At 43.7% G+C, this 16,700-nt stretch carries 18 protein-coding genes; 7 read left to right on the top strand and 11 right to left on the bottom strand.

Annotated elements, in window-relative coordinates:
* Positions 1-45: 45 nt before the first annotated feature.
* The 6 genes from MED217_RS14695 to MED217_RS14670 form a co-directional block, all read right to left on the bottom strand.
* On the bottom strand, positions 46-627 hold the full coding sequence (locus MED217_RS14695; RefSeq protein WP_009781338.1) for a thioredoxin family protein: 582 nt from the start codon (positions 625-627) through the stop codon (positions 46-48).
* A 12-nt stretch (positions 628-639) separates the two neighbouring features.
* Positions 640-2,157: a 2,3-bisphosphoglycerate-independent phosphoglycerate mutase gene (gene gpmI / locus MED217_RS14690; protein ID WP_009781337.1), complete on the bottom strand. Its 1,518-nt coding sequence runs from the start codon at positions 2,155-2,157 to the stop codon at positions 640-642.
* Positions 2,158-2,256: 99 nt separating this feature from the next.
* Positions 2,257-3,021 carry a M48 family metalloprotease gene (locus MED217_RS14685; RefSeq protein ID WP_009781336.1) on the bottom strand — a complete coding sequence of 255 codons (765 nt, stop codon included), beginning with the start codon at positions 3,019-3,021 and terminating at the stop codon, positions 2,257-2,259.
* Between the two features lie 12 nt (positions 3,022-3,033).
* The gene (locus tag MED217_RS14680; protein ID WP_009781335.1) at positions 3,034-3,771 is read right to left on the bottom strand and encodes a M15 family metallopeptidase; all 738 of its coding nucleotides are present in this window, start codon (positions 3,769-3,771) and stop codon (positions 3,034-3,036) included.
* A complete protein-coding gene (locus MED217_RS14675) occupies positions 3,768-4,214 on the bottom strand; it encodes a GNAT family N-acetyltransferase (protein WP_009781334.1) in 447 nt (148 codons plus the stop codon). Before MED217_RS14675 ends, MED217_RS14680 begins: the two co-directional genes overlap by 4 nt.
* 12 nt (positions 4,215-4,226) lie before the next feature.
* A complete protein-coding gene (locus MED217_RS14670; protein WP_009781333.1) occupies positions 4,227-4,514 on the bottom strand; it encodes a GNAT family N-acetyltransferase in 288 nt (95 codons plus the stop codon).
* 139 nt (positions 4,515-4,653) lie between these two features.
* Here MED217_RS14670 and MED217_RS14665 point away from each other — a divergent pair, with 139 nt between their 5' ends.
* Complete coding sequence (locus tag MED217_RS14665; RefSeq protein ID WP_154648953.1) at positions 4,654-5,082, top strand: GNAT family N-acetyltransferase; 429 nt, start codon at positions 4,654-4,656, stop codon at positions 5,080-5,082.
* Here the strand turns inward: MED217_RS14665 and pepE are convergent.
* A complete protein-coding gene (gene pepE, locus MED217_RS14660; protein ID WP_009781331.1) occupies positions 5,079-5,783 on the bottom strand; it encodes a dipeptidase PepE in 705 nt (234 codons plus the stop codon). The genes MED217_RS14665 and pepE overlap by 4 nt on opposite strands.
* 126 nt (positions 5,784-5,909) lie before the next feature.
* On the opposite strand from pepE, the gene MED217_RS14655 reads away from it, so the two are divergent.
* Positions 5,910-6,683, top strand: coding sequence for a peptidase associated/transthyretin-like domain-containing protein (locus MED217_RS14655; RefSeq protein WP_009781330.1), 774 nt, complete (start codon positions 5,910-5,912; stop codon positions 6,681-6,683).
* Between the two features lie 77 nt (positions 6,684-6,760).
* On the opposite strand, the gene MED217_RS14650 is transcribed toward MED217_RS14655, so the two are convergent.
* Entirely contained in the window at positions 6,761-7,069 is a 309-nt protein-coding gene (locus tag MED217_RS14650) for a hypothetical protein (RefSeq protein ID WP_009781329.1), read from the bottom strand.
* Between the two features lie 295 nt (positions 7,070-7,364).
* On the opposite strand from MED217_RS14650, the gene MED217_RS14645 reads away from it, so the two are divergent.
* From MED217_RS14645 to MED217_RS14630, 4 genes are all read left to right on the top strand, one after another.
* Complete coding sequence (locus MED217_RS14645) at positions 7,365-8,183, top strand: hypothetical protein (protein ID WP_009781328.1); 819 nt, start codon at positions 7,365-7,367, stop codon at positions 8,181-8,183.
* 72 nt (positions 8,184-8,255) lie between these two features.
* Positions 8,256-8,756, top strand: a complete 501-nt coding sequence (locus MED217_RS14640; RefSeq protein ID WP_009781327.1) for a DUF6702 family protein — start codon at positions 8,256-8,258, stop codon at positions 8,754-8,756.
* A gap of 67 nt (positions 8,757-8,823) precedes the next feature.
* Positions 8,824-11,124, top strand: coding sequence for a M1 family metallopeptidase (locus tag MED217_RS14635; protein WP_009781326.1), 2,301 nt, complete (start codon positions 8,824-8,826; stop codon positions 11,122-11,124).
* An 81-nt stretch (positions 11,125-11,205) separates the two neighbouring features.
* Positions 11,206-11,484 carry a Sec-independent protein translocase subunit TatA/TatB gene (locus tag MED217_RS14630; RefSeq protein ID WP_009781325.1) on the top strand — a complete coding sequence of 93 codons (279 nt, stop codon included), beginning with the start codon at positions 11,206-11,208 and terminating at the stop codon, positions 11,482-11,484.
* 384 nt (positions 11,485-11,868) lie between these two features.
* On the opposite strand, the gene MED217_RS14625 is transcribed toward MED217_RS14630, so the two are convergent.
* The 3 genes from MED217_RS14625 to kynU are packed head-to-tail and all read right to left on the bottom strand — an operon-like array spanning position 11,869 to position 15,252.
* Entirely contained in the window at positions 11,869-12,513 is a 645-nt protein-coding gene (locus tag MED217_RS14625) for an O-methyltransferase (protein WP_009781324.1), read from the bottom strand.
* 3 nt (positions 12,514-12,516) lie between these two features.
* Entirely contained in the window at positions 12,517-13,929 is a 1,413-nt protein-coding gene (locus MED217_RS14620; protein ID WP_040533679.1) for an FAD-dependent oxidoreductase, read from the bottom strand.
* A gap of 33 nt (positions 13,930-13,962) precedes the next feature.
* A complete protein-coding gene (gene kynU / locus MED217_RS14615; protein ID WP_009781322.1) occupies positions 13,963-15,252 on the bottom strand; it encodes a kynureninase in 1,290 nt (429 codons plus the stop codon).
* 256 nt (positions 15,253-15,508) lie between these two features.
* Here kynU and MED217_RS14610 point away from each other — a divergent pair, with 256 nt between their 5' ends.
* Entirely contained in the window at positions 15,509-16,657 is a 1,149-nt protein-coding gene (locus MED217_RS14610) for an MFS transporter (protein WP_009781321.1), read from the top strand.
* Positions 16,658-16,700 lie beyond the last annotated feature (43 nt).

Raw genomic sequence — 16,700 nt, 5'->3', positions numbered from 1 at the left:
TCCTAAAGAACTATCGCTTTTTAATAAAGTTTGTCTGGCTTGAGCCTAGTCGGCGTAGGCGTGTTTATACGGTTTGCCCTGTAAGATCTTCAACATATCTTGCTCCAGACTTTCAATAGGATATTCTACAATGCGGCCCAGCTCGGTACCGTTCTTACTAAAGATCAAGGTAGGTACGCGCTTGATGTCTTTGCCTTTTTCCAAGCCTTCCGGCGTGGTTTTAGAGCGATCTACTGTGATGAGTTCGATGTCTTGTGTCTTTCCTGCCGCATCTAAGATCTTGTAGAAGCGAGGCGTCTCGCGTTTACTATCGCCACACCAGGTTCCCATAAAAATGGTCACGTCTACATCTTCTAATAGCGGCTTGAGTTGCATCACCACGTCTTTATTGATGTCATACTCGGCATAGCGTGGGTTAAACCACGAACCAAAAGTACCGGTTTGCAGTTCCATACGCTCGGTCGCACCGGTGAGCATTTCCGGTTGTTGTGGCGTTGCCGGTTTAGCCGGAGCTTCCGGTGCTGCAAGAACCTCAGGAGCTTTAGAAGCGCTGGTCGTAGTGGTGGTCTTGCAGCTCACCAATGCACCCAGTGCAAGGGCTAAAAGGCCTGTTTTATAGGTTTTCATAGTTTGTTTGTTTTAGCTTACCAGGCTTTCCTGGTCCATTTCTTCAGGTTTGTCAACACCCATCATATCTAAAATGGTAGGAGAGACGTTTCCTAAAATACCGTCTTTTACGCTCTTGATGTCGTTGTCTACCACGATGATCGGCACCGGGTTGATCGTGTGTGCCGTGTTTGGCGAACCGTCTTCATTTTTCATGGTTTCGCAGTTTCCGTGGTCGGCGATCACGATGGTACTGTAGCCGTGCTCCAGACCGGTCTCGATCACGTCTTTAGCGCAGCTGTCTACCGCTTCGCAGGCAGCGATGGCAGCTTCGATCACTCCGGTGTGTCCTACCATATCCGGATTGGCGAAGTTGAGGCAAACAAAGTCTACTTCTTCTTTTTTCAATTCGGCAGTGATCTTATCACGCACTTCATAGGCGCTCATTTCAGGCTTCAGGTCGTAAGTTGCTACATCTGGAGATTTTGCGATCAAACGGGTTTCGCCTTCAAATTCTTTTTCACGTCCTCCCGAAAAGAAGAACGTCACGTGTGGGTATTTTTCAGTCTCCGCAATACGAATCTGCTTTTTCCCTGCAGCAGCAACCACCTCACCAATCGTATTGGTCAGGTTGTCTTTATCAAAAATGATGTGAATGTTCTCAAACGTCTGATCGTAGTTGGTCATCGTCACATAGTACAGATCGAGTTTTTTAGTATCCTGCTCAGGGAAGTCTTCCTGAGAAAGCATACGTGTCAATTCGCGTCCACGGTCGGTACGGTAGTTGAAGAATAAAACCACATCGCCTTCTTTGATCGTGGCAACGGGTGCATCATTTTCGGTGATCACCAAAGGTTCTAGGAATTCGTCGGTAGTACCGTCTGCATAGGATTGTTTGATCGCAGCAACCGGATCTGTAGTTTTGGTCCCGATCCCTTTTACTGCAGCGTCATAGGCTTTCTTAACACGCTCCCAACGGGTGTCACGGTCCATCGCAAAGTAACGGCCGGTGATGCTCGCCAGTTTAGCTCCGTTTTCTTTCGCATACCCATCAAGGTCTTCAATAAAGCCGGCGCCGCTTTGTGGGTCCACGTCACGACCATCGGTAAAAGCGTGTACATAAACTTCTTCAACACCCACTTCATTGGCCGCTTTGATCAGGCCTTTGGCGTGGTCGATGTGCGCGTGCACCCCACCGTCTGAAACCAGACCTAAAAGGTGAATAGGCTTCTTGTTCTCTTTCGCGTAAGCAAAAGCATCTTTAAGCTCCTTTTGTTCGCGTAATTTATCTTCTTTAAGCGCCTTGTTGATCTTGGCAAAATCCTGGTATACAATGCGACCCGCGCCCAGGTTCATATGACCTACTTCGCTGTTTCCCATTTGTCCATCAGGCAAGCCTACATTACCACCGTGAGTAAGCAACTGCGCGTGTGGATATTTGGTGTATAACGAATCAATAAACGGAGTTTCAGCAAGATCTACTGCAGAGACTTCTTTATTAGGTGCAAATCCCCATCCATCGAGGATCATTAAAATGACTTTCTTATTCATGGTTTTTCTAGTTGTACTACAAAGATAATCACTCTTAACGCGAATTACGAAAACTTTGCGTTTTAATAACGTTGGCTTCGGGAGTGTGTTGCAATGAGATCAATTGCGGTATTTTGTTATAGCGGCACGTATTTTCTCAATACGATTATCGGGGTCAGGGTGGCTGCTCTGAAACTCCGGTATGCGCTGCCCGCCACCAGCTTCTTTTAGAATCTGCATCACCTCGATGAGCGCTTCGGGATCGTAACCGGCCTCAAGCATAAATTTTACACCCAGATCATCACTTTCGAGTTCGTCCCCGCGACCATTTTTAAGCAGGATGGTTTGGCCTAACTGACTGGCGAGCATTCCCGCGTCTGCACCTACTTGCGCCCCGGTGGCCACCGTATTGGCAAGTTCGCTTTGCGCAATACGCTCCGCCGAATGTCGCCCCACCACGTGACCGATCTCGTGCCCCAGAATACCGGCTAATTGATCTTCGCTGTTCAGTCGTTTATAAAGCGCGTAAGTAATAAAGATCTGACCGCCCGGTAACGCAAAGGCATTCACCGTATTGGGATCACTGAGTAAATGAAATTCATAGGTATAGGGTGTTTCTTGAGCGATGGTGTTGTCTACCAGTTTTTTACCAACAGCATCCACCTGATCTTGCAGGCGCTGATCCGGGTATAAGCCGCCGTGTTGTTCGGCCATTATGGGAGCATTCTGTAAACCGATGGCGATCTCTTCTTCGGTAGAAAGACTAATGGCTTGTGTTCTGCCGGTATACGGGTTTTCTTCCTGACTCCCGCAATAGCGGATAACGCCAAAAGCAACGATGGCTACGCCTAAAACTAATTTGAGTGCTCTTCCGCCTAATTTCATTTTTTAAGGATTTTAGCTCAAAAGAGCAGGGTTGATGTCTAAAATATTCTCTGTACGGTACTGGTTGATGAATGCTGAAGTAAAGGAATCACTCCCCAGTAAGTGTTCCTGCTGAAGGATCTTCGCTACATCCAATTGTTTATACTGTTTAAGATAACCTACCGAAAGGGGTGCGTAGCTAAAATGCCACGGCTCATAGTTGAAACCCTTGCGGCCATAGTCATTGGTGTACACCTCATAAAAACCGAAGGATTCCGCGTGTTCATCCAGCCAGGCTTTGAGTTCGCAAAACGGACCAGTACCGTGAAATTTATCAGGGTCAAGCACATTGCTGGTCACACCAGTTCCCGACTGAATGATGTCGAGATCGGTTGCCCAATGGTGTCGCGAAGTCCCGGGAATGGTGCTGTACTCGATGATCTTTTTGATCGCCTCTAATTCGGTCATTCCATTACGCGTATAACTTTTGAATTTACGTTCCCAAATGCGGTTTTGATGCGCATAATCGCGATAGCTCGACACCACTTGAATACCAATACCGTCTTGTTGTGCGGCAGCAGCCATTGTATCGAAAGCTTTCGCCACTGCAGGGCGCAGGCGGTAGCCGTCTTTTTCAATAAGCTCGGGACTGCCTTGGCCTATAAGTTGGTCTGCACTCAAGGTTTCTTGAGGGAATGCCCAGTTTGGGAAGCTGCTCAATGCGGTGGTTGCCAGAGCGGTGGTTTGTATAAAGCGTCTGCGTTTCATCATAAATTTTTATAAAGCAGGTAGTGTGTGCCTATGGGTTCGATCTCAAAAGGTTCGCCTTCAATTTTAAAGCCTTTACGGGTATAAAAGTTGAGTGCTTTAATACGGGCGTTACACCAGAGTAGGTCATAGCCCTGAGCTTTAAGTCGTCGTTCACCTTCGGTCACAAGAATATTGCCGAGACCTTTACCTTGATAGGCTTCTAAAACAGCCATACCACGCAGCTGGTATTGCTTGCCGGTAAATTGTGTTTTGGCAGCGTTCATAAAGGTGACCACCCCAACGAGTTTTTCAGCATCAAAAAGTCCTAAGTGAAAGGTATCTTCGGCATCATCACCCGGCATTGCGCAGGTCTCGACAGGTCTGCCAGCGCGTAGCACAGGATGCCGCACAGCATAGGTTTCGGCAGTTGTAATTTGCTTAACGGTAAAATCTTTTTGGGTCAAATTCAATAGGGTTTAAGCACGCACATCGGCGTAGTCGGGGTTCTCATCAAATTTAACTTCGGCAAACGGGCAAAGCGGCTCTATTTTGATGTTGTTAGAACGCGCCCATGCAACGGTGTGATCCAGTAATTTGCTGGCGTATCCCTGATGTTCAAATTCCATTTTTGTTTCGGTATGATCTACAATGATCGTACTGCTATCTTGCACGGTATAGGTGAGTTCTGAGATCTTTCCGCTTTCGCTTTCTATCCAGAACATTCCGCGTTTATCATTTTCTCTGTGTTGAATAGTATAATCCATTATTTTTGTGTCAATTTTCAATACTTCAGTGGGCGTACTTCAAGATTCATTGCCTGCGCATGGTCTTGTAATGCAACACTTTTTTGTTTAATACCTTTTCGACCTTTCTGAAAAGGATATGCTTTTAAAATTAGCAATTATGTCCAAAATTACGGTCACCCGTTTGTATAAAGAAGACATTAACACCTTTTTACCACTGGTGCAGGAGTTGATGGAGCATAGCGTAGCAGAAGACCTGCTGAAAGCGCGTTTTGCCGAAATGTTTGAACACCGGTATCAATGTCGGGGAATCTATGTAGAAGGAGAACTTGCCGGCGTATTTGGCTTATGGTTTGCGGTGCGGCATTATGCCGGTAAAACCTGTGAGGTAGATCACGTCTATATTAAACCCGAATACCGCAATCAAGGTTTAGGCAAACAAGCCTTTCAATGGATTTACGATTATGCACGGGAGCAAGGTTGTGAGACTTCAGAACTGAATGCGTATGTGCATAACTTTCCCAGTCACAAGTTTTATATGAATGAAAACTACGTGATCAAAGGCTATCACTTTTTGAAGAAACTCTAGCTAACGGTAATTACGCTGTCTGTAGGCAATTCATACGGCGCCTTATCGGCTTCAAAAATACGCGCACTGTGTGGGCCGCGTAAGGTGTATACCCGCTTTTTGACTTCGATCCAGCTGCCTTCACGCAGCCCGACTACAGGAAGCGCATTGAAATGGTGAAATTCTTTAATTCGGGTTTCCCGGGTTTCACCCATATGCGTGCTGCCTTCTACAGGATCTAAATAATGCGGATTGATATTGAAAGGAACCGCACCTAAAGTTTTAAAACTAGGCGGATAAACAATAGGCATATCATTTGTGGTTTGCATACTCACTCCGGCAATATTGGTGCCTGCGCTGGTACCCAGATACGGCATATTCTCATACAACCGATTGCGCAGCGCTTCAAGCACTTTTTGCTCATAGAGTTGTTTTACCAGTAGAAAGGTGTTGCCGCCACCGGTAAACACGCCTTGTGCTTTGCTGATGGCTTCAGCAGGATTCTTAAATTGGTGAATGCCTACGACTTCAATATTCAATTGCTTGAAAAACTCTTGCGCCTTGGCGGTGTATAATTCGTGCGATATCCCACCCGGCCGTGCATACGGAATAAAAATAATACGGCTCGCATCTTTAAAATGCTGTGCTAATTGCGGTTTTAAATAGTCAAGGTAAGCGCCACCGTGAACGGTAGAGGTACTGGCGAGAATTAAGTTTTTCAAAAGGTTTCGGTTTAGGACTGTCAAAGGTAGGGGACTGTAGGGATTTAACAAAAAATTACGCGCATTTATCGGGAATTTTGAACTACTAGTTATTAACTTCATTGTAGATTTCAAAAAACCTTCCTTATGAGACTTTTTATGCTTTTTGTTGCACTGTTTTTAACTCAGGCCGATGCGGTTTCCCAAAAGATCGCGCGGGTAATGATCGATGGTCAGATAATCGTTCCTGCAGGAGATGATGCGGCCGGTATTGTGATCTATAATAAAACAGCACAGCGCGGGACGATCACTTCAGAAGAAGGTACCTTTGATATTGCCGTAGCCCGCAACGATGAGGTGGTAATCCAATCGGTACAGTTTGCACCCATTACCGCGATCATTGATCAAGGGATCGTAAGCAGCAAGCAAATGAACGTGACCCTAAGAGAGACGGTAAATGAATTGGATGAAATTGTCGTACGTCCTTATGATCTTACTGGAGATATCGTGGCAGATGTAAATCGTGTACGAACTATAGATCCGGTCCCTTTTGATGGAAGCGACATCCGTATGGAAGACACGCAGTACGACCGGTATTCTGCTGCCGAGAATGTGGCGATAGATGATCAACGCTGGAGGTATGGACTCAATTTTGTAAACATATTTAAAGCGATATTCAAAAAATCTGATGATGGAGCCACTCCAGAGAATACCGAAGAAGAGTTGGCGCAGATGTATTCAAACACCTTTTTTCAGAATAATCTGAATATAGAACAGGAGCGTGTAGGCCAATACATTCAATACGTCGCAGAAAACGGACTGACGAAAGAAATGATGGAGCAAGGGAACGAGTTGGCGCTGATCCAGTTCTTGCTAGAGCAGCGCGATGCATTTAAAAAGACCTTGTCAGACAACGAGTAGGCATAAAAAAAGCAGCCGATAGGGCTGCTTTTGATTATCTCTTTGTGATAAATCACATTTCTAAATCTACGTGCGTGCTAAAATGCGCGTGGTACACGTACTGGGTACGTTTTGCGACGCAACGAGTCACGCAGTTTTTGTTGTCTTTCATCAAGGACTATAGTGCCCGGATGTAAAAAAGTGCCGGTCAAGACTTTGGAGTCGGTAGTTACTGAAGCTTTAGCTTCAGTGGCTTGCGCATCTTTTTTGAGGTTGGTACTTGCAGGAGTTTCAGAAGGCATCTGAACTGCACTTTGATTAGGGGTTTCTTCTTGAATAGGTGCCTTTTGTGCAACACAAAATGCAGAGCATAGAAGAAGAAACAGTAGGGGTGAAAATTTCTTCATAATTACTAAAACGATTTAATGAGGCAAAACTACTAGTAAGAACCTATTAATGCAATATTTTCTTCATAAAGTTTTCTTAACTATCGGTTAATGAGATTATAAAGGCGTTCAAAGGCTTGATTTTGCTGAAAAGCCAAACTTCTTTAAAGAGTCATTTTTGAGGGAAACTTAGCCTCAACTACGTTCAAATACCCATAATTTTAGTGTAACAAGAAGCTTTATCAGTATACTAACCCGTTACTTTTGCAACGCAAGGATACCAGAGACGTATTTAAAGCGAAGGAATATTTGATATATGGCAAAGCGTATTGCTTTTTTCTTATGGTTTATAGGCTGTTGTGGCTTTAGTTTGAGCGCTCAGGAAACGAAGATGCTTGAAGGTCGCGTGATCAATGATTCTATTGATCACGAATACCTACATATATTAAACCTTACGCTGCAAAAAGGAACGATCACTACCCGTAGCGGTAATTTTACCATTCCGGTGCGGGAGAACGACACCTTGTATGTCTCGGCACTTCAATTCAAGCATCAGGAAGTGGTCATCACGCCCGAGCTCTTTGGACGGAATTATGTGGAGATCAAACTGGAAACCGAAGTGACCGAACTTGAGGATGTCAATATTAGCGATATCGAATTGAGCGGCAGGTTGGGAGACGATATGAATGTGCCTAAAGTAGAAAAACCTTTTGATCCCGGGGCGGCCGGTTTGCCGGTGTACACGGGGCCGGTGCTTACTTCAGAAGAGCGCAAGCTGTACACCGCAACACATACCGGAGGCGGTATCATTCCTGTAGATGCTGTGATCAACGCGATTTCTGGTCGTACGGCCTATCTTAAGAAAATCGTCAAAATATCAAATATGGAAATCCGCGTTCAAAAAGCGCGTAACCTCGTTGCCGATTCAACGTATATGTTTCAGTTGAAGATTCCCGCACGCTATATCGATGATTTTGCACATTATGTGTATATGGATCGTTCTGAAAACTTAGAGATCGCCTCGCGTGACAATCAGCTCTCCTTGATGGAGCTTTTGATGGAGGAGGCGCCTGCTTATTTACGTTCTAAAGAAGAAGAAGGAGTGTCTGTAGATTTTCCTTCAGAAAAAAACTAATGCGTTTATGGAATGTCTTTTGATACAAGCTAGGCGGTCAGGCTTTATAAAAAGCGTAATTTTACGGCACTTATGAAAAAATTAAGCATTCTACTTTTAGTTGCTTTGCCCTTGATGGCAGCGGCAGCGCATAAATATTATTTCAGCGTAACACAGGCAGATTATGATGCGCAGGAGCACTCCTTAAAAATGGTGACTCGTGTGTTTTATGATGATCTGGAAAAAGCCTTTCAAGAGCGTTATGATGCTTCGATAAAAGTAGATGCTACCTACGATCAGGATAAATTGGATGCATATATTCAGCGCTATTTTGATCAGAAGTTGATCATTTCGATAAACGGAAAACCACAACAACTTAACTACATTGGGCATAAGGATGAGGTAGACTACGTCGTGTGCTTTATCGAAGTCACCGGGATACAAGATTTGCGCTCGATAGCTATAGAAAATACCTTATTGATGGATGTATTCCCCGATCAAAAAAACGTGATTCATCTTAACGCAAAAGGGAAGAAAAAGAGCTTTTTACTTACCGAGGGAAATGATAAAGCGATGTTAAATTTTTCTGAATAATTTACTAAGATTCGGTTAATCTTTACTTTTATAAAATTCACAAGCACTTAAAATAGATTTAATTTTTATGAGAACACTCAAGCACACGCTTTTTGCAGTGTTACTTCTGGTTGGAGCAACAGCAGTTGCGCAGGAAGAGCAAGCACCGCAAGAAAAACAAGCAGGGCATGTAAACACGAATAAGTTTAGACAACTTTATAACGAGTTTGCAACGCCTAATCAATTTCGTACGGCTTCGGGAGCACCGGGACCTGCCTATTATCAAAATGAGGCCGATTATGAAATTAAGATTGAACTTGATGATGAGAAGCAAACCATAAGCGGTTTTGAAACCATCACCTATCACAATAACAGTCCTGATCAGTTAGAATATCTTTGGGTACAATTAGATCAAAATGTACGTACAAAAGATTCTCCTGCCTTAGAGCGTAACGGGAGCGGGATGTCTCCTGTAGCACAGCCTGCGGGCATCGTTTCACAATATATGACCGAAGCTTTTGACGGTGGTTTCAATATCACAGAAGTGTCTCAAGACGGTACGCCTTTAGAGCATATGATCAATTACACAATGATGCGTGTAGAAATGCCTGAGCCATTGGCACCGGGTGATTCTTTTGAATTCAGCATACGTTGGAATTATAATATTCCTGAGCATACTGTAGATCGTGCACGTTCTGGATATGAGAGTTTTCCTGACGGAAACAAAAACTATGTGATCGCACAGTTCTTCCCAAGAATGTGTGTGTACAATGACGTAGAAGGCTGGCAAAACTACCAGCTCTGGGGAAGCGGTGAATTTGCGCTTCCTTTTGGAGATTACGACGTAGAGATCACAGTACCTGCAGATCACTTGTTAGACGGAACCGGTAACTTGGTAAACCGTAAAGAAGTATATAGTAAAGAAGAATACAAGCGTTGGGAACAAGCGACCAAGAGCTATGACAAGCCGGTGCTCATCAGAACACAGGCTGAAGCAGAGCAAATCGAACAAGGACGCAGCACCAAAACTAAAACCTGGAAACTTCAGGCAGAGAATGTGCGTGACTTTGCATTTACCTCTTCTCGTAAATATATTATGGACGCACAAGCGGTTAAGTTTCCTAAAGGAGACGTAATGGCGATCTCGATCTATCCTAAAGAAGGAAATCCACTTTGGGAAGAGTACTCTACAAAAGCTGTTGTACAGACTTTAGAATCGTACTCTAGAATGACTTTTGATTATCCTTATCCTAAAGCGATCTCTGTTCACGGAAAGAACCAAGGGATGGAATACCCAATGATCTGCTGGAACTACGGACGTCCTAATGAAGATGGAAGCTATAGCGATCGTACTAAATTTGGAATGATCAGTGTAATTATTCACGAGGTGGGACACAACTTCTTCCCGATGATCGTAAACTCTGATGAGCGCCAATGGGGTTGGATGGATGAAGGAATCAACACCTTTGTACAGTATGTAGCCGAGCAAGATTTTGGTGAGAAGTATCCAGAGGCGATTGCTCCTAATGCAAAGTATCCTTCACGTCGTGGAGAAGCTTCTAAGATCACCGGTTATATGGGTGGTAATCAAGACTTTATTTCGCCAATTATGTCAAACCCAGAGAACGTTTATCAACTAGGGAACAACGCCTACGGAAAACCGGCAACTGCGCTTAATATTTTAAGAGAGACCGTGATGGGACGTGAGTTGTTTGACTATTCATTTAAAACTTACGCACAGCGCTGGATGTTTAAACACCCAACTCCTGAAGATTTCTTCCGTACTATGGAAGACGCTTCTGCAGTTGATCTAGACTGGTACTGGAGAGGATGGTTCTATACTACTGAAAACGTAGATATGGGTGTTGAAGAAGTAAAATCATATTACTTGACTGATAAGCCTACACAAGCAGGAAAGGAATTGATGCAACGTTATGGGGTTGATCCTAGCGGAAGAGATCTTGTTTATGTTGTTGAAGAAGGTGGTGAAGACTATGATCCGGCAATGAAGAACAAGTCGAGCTTAGAGAACGCACCAAACCTTCAAGAGTTCTTGATGGATAACCTTTCTCCTGCAGAACGAGCAAACTTAAAAACACCTAAGCATTTCTATGCGATCAAATTCAATAAGCCGGGAGGGATCCCAATGCCTATTATCGTTGAGTATAGCTATGCAGACGGAACTAAAGAGAAGGTTACCTATCCTGTACAAGTATGGCGTAAAAACGACGCTCAGGTGACTAAAGTATTGGCTACCGATAAAGAACTTACCGGAGTATTACTTGATCCGGATCTTGAAACTGCCGATGTTGACGTTAGCAACAACAGCTGGCCAAAACAAGAGCAAGAGAGCGAGTTTGACAGCTTTAAAGAAGGTACCGAAGACTAGTACGTATTAAGACAGATTTATTATATTAAAAAGCCGATGTTCTTACATCGGCTTTTATTTTTCCTATATATTTGCAGTGTTATGAGTATACCACTTTTTATTAGCGGAGGAGAGATTGCCTTTGTGATTTTTATTGTGATTATGGTTTTTGGTGCCGATAAAGTTCCGGATATCGCCAGAGGTCTCGGTAAAGGTATGCGCACCCTGAAGAACGCTACAGAAGATATTAAATCTGAAATTACCAAGAGCGCAGATAAGCAAGGCATCAATACCGATATCGCCAAGGATATGAAAAAGGAAATTGACGATGCTAAAAAGAATATCGAAGAGATTACCGGATCGGTAAAGCGTAAATTCTAAAGTACTTTTTGAAGGATTCTAAGCGGTTTGTAAATGCTCAGGTTAGTTGCGTTTATGGTCGCTGTAAGGTTAAGGTTGTCAGGAGATTGTATTGGTCAGCTTTCCTGTTTTTTTGATCAGTTCTAAGATAGCCACAGCTGCTTAATGTTAAATTTTGACACTTTGTAAAAATTTACACGGCTAAACCGAGAATTTAGTAATATCTTAAACAAGAAATCGATTACCTATGATTTCTATCCTATAAATACTCTGGGTGATTGTTTATAAGCAGAGTATTTTAGAACAATAATTGTATTTATTCTAAGTGTTAATTATGAATCCCGACTTGTTTCAAGTCGGGATTTTTATTGGAATCAAAAGGAATAATGCTCTGAGGAAATTCAACTACCCGCGTTTCCTGCTTATGGTGAGTCCGTCGCGAATGGTGAGCAATACGGTCTCCAGACGTTCGTCATCCGCCAGTAGGCGATTGTATTCTAAAAGCGCTTTTGTAGAGCTGTCTTTAGGATTTAGCGGCTCTACCACTTTACCACTCCACAATACATTGTCAGAAAGTAAGAGTCCGCCCGGTCTGATACGGTCAACGATCATATCAAAATAAGCGGGGTAATTGGGCTTATCTGCATCCATAAAAACGAGGTCAAAGTCTTCATCCAGCTGCGGAATGATCTCTAGCGCCGGACCCAAGTGTTGTTTGATGTTAGCTGCATAGGCCGAAGCATCAAAGTACTTTTTTTGCAGATCAACAAGTTCTTCATTTACATCTATGGTGTGCAAGATGCCGTCAGGTTGTAAACCTTCAGCTAAGCATAAGGCCGAATAGCCGGTATAGGTGCCTATTTCTAGAATGACCTTAGGATTTACCAGTTTAGCGATCATACTCAAGATACGGCCTTGGTAATGCCCGCTTAGCATACGCGGTTGAACCACTTTTTGATAAGTCTCCCGGGTAAGCTGGCGCAGTAACTCGGGCTCCTTTTCAGAGTGCGCTACTGCATAATCGTCAAGATCTTCTGAGATAAAATGCATAGTTTAATCTTCTTCTTCAAGGCCTTCTAGGACCTCCTCATCGTGTAACATTTTGCGGGTTTCCTGCTTCATCAAGTCAAGTTTATCGCGTAAACTCATATCAGTGGTGAACTTGCCGTCGTAGATCAAATTTAAGATGGCTTTATCCTGAACCCTGCCGCGGCGCATCGCTTCAGAATAGCGCAAGTCTTCTCTAAAGGTAACTAGGGAGTATTTTGAAAAATATTCGGTAGGGAAGGCTTCTTCAAAAGCAATTTCAAGTTTCCGCTTCTCTTGAAAAATAGGCCTCGCCGTATGCGCTTTCATCTCGTGAAAATTATCTACAGCGAGATCTGCAATCGCATCAGTATCTTCTTTGCGCTCTTCTTGATAAGCTTTAAAAACCGCTTTCCAGTCTCCGGCATGCTGATCAAGATATTGATCAAGCACATAAATATCTTCAAAAGCAGAATTCATTCCTTGCCCATAAAACGGAACAATGCCGTGTGCGGCATCGCCTAGCAATAATACTTTACCGTACGCGTGCCAGGGTGAACATTTGATAGTACCCAGCGGTGATGTAGGATTAGCGTGAAACTCTTCAAGCAGGTCTGGCATTAGCGCTAGCGCATCAGGATATTCACGTTTAAAGTAATCTACGACAGCCTCATCGGTATTGAGACTTTCAAAGCTGTCTTTGCCCTCATCCCAAGAAAGGAAAAGCGTAACAGTGAAACTGCCGTCAAGGTTAGGCAAGGCGATCATCATATCTTTCCCTCTCGGCCAGATATGCAAAGCGTGTTTCTCTACAAGAAAGCCGCCATCTGCTTTAGGAGGAAAAGACAATTCTTTATACCCGTGGGTTAAAAAGTCTTGACCGTAGCTGAATAAGAATTTACGATGATCCAACATACTCTTGCGCAGGGCAGAACCTACACCGTCGGCGCCCATCACAATATCGGTTTGATAGGTGGTGGTTTCTCCGGTTTTATAATCTTCAAAAGTAGCTTCAGCCGTCTCGAGGTTTACCCCAGTACATTTTTGATTGAAACGCATTGTGATTTGCGGCATAAGCTCACATTCATCAAGCAGCATTATGTTGAGGTCTTCGCGAGAGATCGAATTGATATATTCATGTCTTCCGCTGTACGGACTCATAAATTGTTCTCCTTCGGTGTTGTGAATCATGCGACCGTGCATAGGAATACAAAGCGGAAGCACTTTATCTTCAAGACCGGCAAGGCGTAAGCCTTTCATTCCGCGGTCTGAAAAAGCCAAATTGATCGAGCGGCCGCTATCTACAACTTCTTTGCGCAGATCGGGACGTTTTTCCATCAGGGTGACTTTATACCCGCGTTGGGCCATACGCAAGGCGAGCAGTGAACCGCAAAGCCCGGCGCCTATGACTAAAATATGTTCTTGGTTTGGAGTTTTCAAAAGAGGTTTGTTAGTTGGTACGCTAGCGTACAATTATATGTTGGCTAAAAGTTGTTTAAGGCGTTGGGTCATCTCGTAAACATCCTCATAGCTGTTATAAAGCGGAGCAGGAGCTACACGTATTACATCCGGCTCTCGCCAGTCGCAAATAATACCGGCTTGCATAAAACCATCGTGCATGCTTCGGTCTGCATTTTTAACTTGAATAGAAAGTTGGCACCCGCGTTCTTCCGGATTTTCAGGAGTTAGGATAGAAATGCGCTCATCATTCAGTTGGTTGATGAGGTATTCTAAATACCCTGTGATCTTTTTAGATTTAGCGCGTATGTTTTTAAAACCGGCTTCAGCAAAAATCTCCAGAGAGGCGCGTATAGGCGCCATCGATAAAATAGGCGGATTGCTCAATTGCCAGCCTTCTGCTCCAGGAATAGGGTCAAAGTCCACACGCATATTAAAGCGGCTTTCCATTTTATGTCCCCACCATCCCGTAAAACGCGGGATATCTTTGTCATTTGCGTGTCGCTCGTGTACAAAGCATCCGCCAATAGCACCGGGGCCGCTGTTTAAATATTTATACGTACACCACACGGCAAAATCAGGGCCGTTATAGTGCAAGTCTGCATCTATATTGCCCACGCCGTGTGCCAGATCAAAACCTACCTTACAGCCGTAACGGTGACCTAACTGTGTGATTTCTTTTATAGGGTATTTTTGACCGGTATAATAATTAGAATTCCCCACCATTACCAAGGCGATTTCTTCTCCATGTTCAGCCATTAGCGCTTCGAGATCTTCAAAGCGGTTGAGGTGCTCGCCCTCACGCGGTTGCCAAAGTATAAGCCCTTCTTGAGGATCATAACCTTTCTCTTTGATTTGCGATTTGACCGCGTAACTGTCAGAAGGAAAAGCGTCACTTTCTATAAGGATTTTATAGCGTTTAGCTGTCGGTCTGTAAAACGAGACCATCATCAAGTGCAAATTGGTAGACAGCGTGTTCATAAGTACTACCTCTTCAGGTTTTGCACCTACGATTGCTGCCATAGGTTCGCGCATAACCTCGTGATACGTCGTCCATGGGATAGCTGCTTTAAAGTGACCTTCAACCGCGATATCTGCCCAATTGCTTAATTCTTGAGCAACATATTCTTTTGCTTTTTTAGGCTGAAGTCCTAAAGAGTTTCCGCAAAGGTAAATGAGGTTGTTTCCTTGCGCGTCTTTAGGAATATTAAACATATCCCGAAAGCGGGCTAAAGGGTCTGCTGCATCAGCCTGTTTTGCGTAGGCTAAAGTGTCTTGATACGTGGTTTTTTCAATTTCTGGCATAGACGGTAAAAATAACACATCGGCAAACGTGCGGCAAACTTAGCAGGCATAAACCTTAAGCCTAAAGAGACTCACTAAATCCTTTTAAGCCTAGGGTATTTGTAGTAATTTGCTAAGCTGTTTTTTATTGGTGCCGCCAAAGGGTTTAATACTCTTAGGCTTGTTTTTAAATTGAAAATTTAACTTTAATAACTTTCTTTAGGGCTTTCCTTTGTCGACAGACAGGTTTGTCCTGAGGTAGTTCACTTTAAAATTGATGCAATCACTTGGTTTAGTATTTAGCCGTTTACGGTATTTTACGCCGGTTTTTTTATTTGCAACCTTAAATATTCTTTACGGTACCTGGGCTATTTATATCCCACAGATCACTGCAAAACTGCAGCTCAATGAAGGAGAATTGGGCTTTGCCGTGTTTTTTATGGCGTTAGGGACGCTTTGTACCATTCCTTTTGTGCCAAAGCTTATCAAGAATCTTGGTTTGGGAAAAGCGGTTTTATTTGCTGTGATTGGCTTTTGTTTGTTTATCCTTGGTCCGTTTTTGGCTAAGTCCTATGTTTTGCTTTGTGCGTCTTTGTATGGAGTAGGTGTCTTTTCAGGATTACTTGATGTAGCGATCAATACCTTGGTCACAGAAGTTGAGCGTAAAGACAAGGTGCATTTTATGTCGGTTTCTCACGGGTTTTTCAGTTTAGGCGGGATGCTGGGAGCAGGTTTGGGAAGTTTATTAATGCCGTATATCGCTTTTGCGGAATGTCATGTTGCCGGAGTAAGTCTTATCTTGATTGTGATCAATCTTATTTTATCTAAAAACTATTACCGAATAACGAGCACTCAGGAAGCTGAAGAATCTAGTTTTAAGCTGAAAAATCTGAAGCCTTTGATCGGTTTGGCATTGATTGGTTTTCTGGTAATGGCTGCCGAAGGCGCTATTGTAGATTGGAGTGCGTTGTATCTAGAGCAAGTAACTTTGGCTACCGCAGCCTTATCAGGCTTGGGGTATACTATTTTTAACGGGACGATGGCATTGGGCAGATTCTTTGGCGATGCCGTTTCTACACGATTTGGTTCGCGTTTGATTATGATCATCGGTTCTTTTCTTGCGGCCGCTGGTTTTGGTCTCACCTTAGTTGCCGATACAACCACTGCGCTTATAGGTTTTGCAGTCGTGGGGATGGGCTTGTCTATTGTAGTTCCTGAATTGTTCAGATATAGCGGTAATTTGAAAGGAATACGTGCCGAAGAGGGCATTAGCTTTATTGCCGGAACCGGATTTGTAGGCCTACTTCTTGGTCCGGTATTTTTGGGCTTTTTGGCACAAACCTTTGATCTTAAAGGAAGCTTTATTGCACTTCTATGCTTTACCGCAATCGCCGGAATTGTTGCGCTCAGCCTTAGGCGAAACTAAAAAGCACGCCTAAGGGCGTGCTTTTAAAATTTTATAAGCCTAA

This window comes from Leeuwenhoekiella blandensis MED217 (genome assembly GCF_000152985.1).
Lineage (GTDB): Bacteria > Bacteroidota > Bacteroidia > Flavobacteriales > Flavobacteriaceae > Leeuwenhoekiella > Leeuwenhoekiella blandensis.
Note: the sequence above shows the minus strand (reverse complement) of the source record. Positions and strands in the feature narration are given on the sequence as shown.

Coding starts and splice junctions, on each gene's coding strand:
- MED217_RS14695 (WP_009781338.1), bottom strand. CDS start 627: ATGAAAACCTATAAAACAGGCCTTTTAGCCCTTGCACTGGGTGCATTG.
- gpmI (WP_009781337.1), bottom strand. CDS start 2,157: ATGAATAAGAAAGTCATTTTAATGATCCTCGATGGATGGGGATTTGCA.
- MED217_RS14685 (WP_009781336.1), bottom strand. CDS start 3,021: ATGAAATTAGGCGGAAGAGCACTCAAATTAGTTTTAGGCGTAGCCATC.
- MED217_RS14680 (WP_009781335.1), bottom strand. CDS start 3,771: ATGATGAAACGCAGACGCTTTATACAAACCACCGCTCTGGCAACCACC.
- MED217_RS14670 (WP_009781333.1), bottom strand. CDS start 4,514: ATGGATTATACTATTCAACACAGAGAAAATGATAAACGCGGAATGTTC.
- MED217_RS14665 (WP_154648953.1), top strand. CDS start 4,654: ATGTCCAAAATTACGGTCACCCGTTTGTATAAAGAAGACATTAACACC.
- MED217_RS14655 (WP_009781330.1), top strand. CDS start 5,910: ATGAGACTTTTTATGCTTTTTGTTGCACTGTTTTTAACTCAGGCCGAT.
- MED217_RS14650 (WP_009781329.1), bottom strand. CDS start 7,069: ATGAAGAAATTTTCACCCCTACTGTTTCTTCTTCTATGCTCTGCATTT.
- MED217_RS14645 (WP_009781328.1), top strand. CDS start 7,365: ATGGCAAAGCGTATTGCTTTTTTCTTATGGTTTATAGGCTGTTGTGGC.
- MED217_RS14640 (WP_009781327.1), top strand. CDS start 8,256: ATGAAAAAATTAAGCATTCTACTTTTAGTTGCTTTGCCCTTGATGGCA.
- MED217_RS14635 (WP_009781326.1), top strand. CDS start 8,824: ATGAGAACACTCAAGCACACGCTTTTTGCAGTGTTACTTCTGGTTGGA.
- MED217_RS14630 (WP_009781325.1), top strand. CDS start 11,206: ATGAGTATACCACTTTTTATTAGCGGAGGAGAGATTGCCTTTGTGATT.
- MED217_RS14625 (WP_009781324.1), bottom strand. CDS start 12,513: ATGCATTTTATCTCAGAAGATCTTGACGATTATGCAGTAGCGCACTCT.
- kynU (WP_009781322.1), bottom strand. CDS start 15,252: ATGCCAGAAATTGAAAAAACCACGTATCAAGACACTTTAGCCTACGCA.
- MED217_RS14610 (WP_009781321.1), top strand. CDS start 15,509: ATGCAATCACTTGGTTTAGTATTTAGCCGTTTACGGTATTTTACGCCG.